This window comes from Streptomyces jeddahensis (assembly GCF_001642995.1).
Lineage (GTDB): Bacteria > Actinomycetota > Actinomycetes > Streptomycetales > Streptomycetaceae > Streptomyces > Streptomyces jeddahensis.
The window spans coordinates 1-2,605 of the sequence record NZ_LOHS01000175.1; the positions used below are offsets into that span (position 1 = coordinate 1).

At 69.9% G+C, this 2,605-nt stretch carries 2 protein-coding genes; both read left to right on the forward strand.

Annotated features, from left to right (window positions below; translation table 11 throughout):
- Positions 1 to 1,185: glycoside hydrolase family 27 protein (locus STSP_RS33775; RefSeq protein WP_067284851.1), on the forward strand; the 1,185-nt coding region annotated here is incomplete at its 5' end.
- A gap of 32 nt (positions 1,186 to 1,217) precedes the next feature.
- Positions 1,218 to 2,519: a cellulose binding domain-containing protein gene (locus STSP_RS33780; RefSeq protein ID WP_067284852.1), complete on the forward strand. Its 1,302-nt coding sequence runs from the start codon at positions 1,218 to 1,220 to the stop codon at positions 2,517 to 2,519.
- Positions 2,520 to 2,605: the final 86 nt, after the last annotated feature.

Here is a 2,605-nt window from a genome sequence, read left to right on the forward strand (position 1 = left end):
GACGCCGCCACGTTCGCCTCCTGGGGCGTGGACTACCTCAAGTACGACTGGTGCTCCGGCAGCGGCACCCTCAGCGAGCAGATCGCACAGTTCACCATCATGCGCGACGCCCTGCGCGCCACCGGCCGGCCGATCGTCTACAGCATCAACCCCAACAGCTTCCACGCCCCCACCGGCGACAAGTACAACTGGGGTGAGGTCGCCGACCTGTGGCGGACGACCGAGGACCTGCTCGACATCTGGCAGAACGGCAACACCAACAGCTACCCGATGGGCGTCGGCAACGTCCTGGACGTCACCGCGCCCCTGGCCGCTCAGTCGGGTCCCGGACACTGGAACGACCCCGACATGCTGGTCGTCGGCCGTCCCGGCCTGTCACTGACCGAGTCCCGCTCGCACTTCGCCCTGTGGGCGCTGATGGGTGCCCCGCTCATGGCCGGCAACGACATCCGCACCATGTCCGCCGACGTGAGCGCGATCCTGCGCAACCCGCGTCTGCTGGCGGTGAACCAGGATCCGCTGGGCGCGGGCGGACGCAGGGTGCGCGACGATGGCGCCACCGAAGTGTTCGCCAAGCCCCTGTCGGACGGCTCGGTCGCCGTGGGCCTGTTCAACCGGGGCGAGGGCGCCGCGACGGTCACCACGTCGGCCGCGCAAGTCGGCCTGACCGGCGGGCCGTTCACCCTCACAGACCTGTGGACCGGCGGCACGTCGAGCACGTCCGGGCAGATCTCGGCGAGCGTCCCCGCGCACGGCGTCGCCGTGTTCCGGGTGACCGGGGGCAGCCCGGTGGCCGCCACCACCTCACGTCTGCGGGGCAACGCCTCCGGCCGCTGCGTGGACGTGGACAACGCCTCTACCGCCGCCGGGGCCACGGTTCTGCTGTGGGACTGCCACACGGCCGCCAACCAGCTGTGGACCACGTGGGCGGGCGGCGAGATCCGCGTCTTCGGCGACAAGTGCCTGGACGCCTACAACCAGGGCACCACCAACGGCACCCGGGTCATCACCTGGCCCTGCAACGGCCAGAACAACCAGAAGTGGACCGTCGGCTCCGACGGGTCGATCCGCAACGTCCACGCCGGGCTGTGCCTCGACGCCAACGGGGCCGGCACCGCCAACGGGACCCCGCTGGTCCTGTGGACCTGCGACGGCCAGGCCAAACAGAAGTGGACCCGCGCGTGAACAACCACGGCTTTCAGAAGGAGAGTTTTACGATGACGAGGACAAGATCCCTCTTATGGACCGCCGTGGTCGCGGTGCTGGTCGTCCTGAGCATGGGAGGCACGGCACTGGGCCACGGCCGGGGCGGGAACGCCCCGCTCACGGCCTCCGGCACGGCTGCCGCGTCCGCCGGCACCGCCGCCCCGAGCTCCGGTTGTGGCAAGACCCCCACCCTGACGAGCGGAACGCATACGATCCAGAGCAGCGGCAAGAACCGGAACTTCATTCTGCGGATCCCGGACGGCTACGACCCCAACCGTGCCTACCGGCTGGTCTTCGGGTTCCACTGGCTGGGCGGCACCTCCATCGACGTCGCCACCGGCCGCACCGTGGACACAGGCACCTGGGCCTACTACGGGCTCCAGCGACTGGCGGACAACAGCGCCGTCTTCGTCGCGCCCCAGGGCCTCAACAACGGCTGGGCCAACACCGGCGGGGAGGACATCGCCTTCGTCGACGACATGATCAGGCGGATCGAGGCGGACCTGTGCGTCGACCAGACACAGCGCTTCGCCCTGGGGTTCAGCTACGGTGCCGCCATGTCGTACTCGCTCGCGTGTTCCCGCGCGACGGTCTTCCGCGCGGTCGCGGCCCAGAGCGGCGGGGTGCTCAGCGGATGCAGCGGCGGCACCCAGCCGATCGCCTACCTCGGAGTGCACGGCCTCAGGGACAGCGTCCTCGGCATCTCCGGCGGCCGGGCGATGCGGGACAGGTTCGTCAGGAACAACGGCTGCACCCCTCAGAACCCGCCGGAGCCGGCGCAGGGCAGCCTGACGCACCGGGTCACCACCTACTCGGGCTGCTCGGCCGGACATCCGGTCGCCTGGGCAGCGTTCGACGAAGGACACATCGCCGCTCCACAGGACGGGGCCCAGGGTGACAGCGGTTCCCGGACCTGGGTGCCGCAGGAGGTCTGGAAGTTCTTCACGCAGTTCCAGACCTCCAACCCGTCGCCGGAGACGGCAACCTGCCGGGTCACCAGCACCGTCAGTGCCTGGAACACCGGCCTGACGTCGAACATCACCATCGCCAACACCGGCACGACCCCGATCGACGGCTGGGCCCTTGACTTCACCCTGCCCGACGGCCAGACCATCACCTCCGGCTGGAACGCGGACTACTCGGCCGCCTCCGGCCGGGTGACGGCCAGGAACACTTCCCACAACGCCACCATCGCTCCAGGCGCGTCGGTCGACATCGGCTTCCAGGCAGCCCACACCGGCAGCACCGCCCCGCCGACGTCCTACACCCTCAACGGCACTGCCTGCGCTGTCACAGGGAGTGCACCGAAGTGACCAGGTGGTTCGACGGGTGGGCGGCAGGGACGGCGCTCAGGGAGCGTCCGGTTCCGTGCGGGTGATGCGGAGCAGCGCCGCGGAGG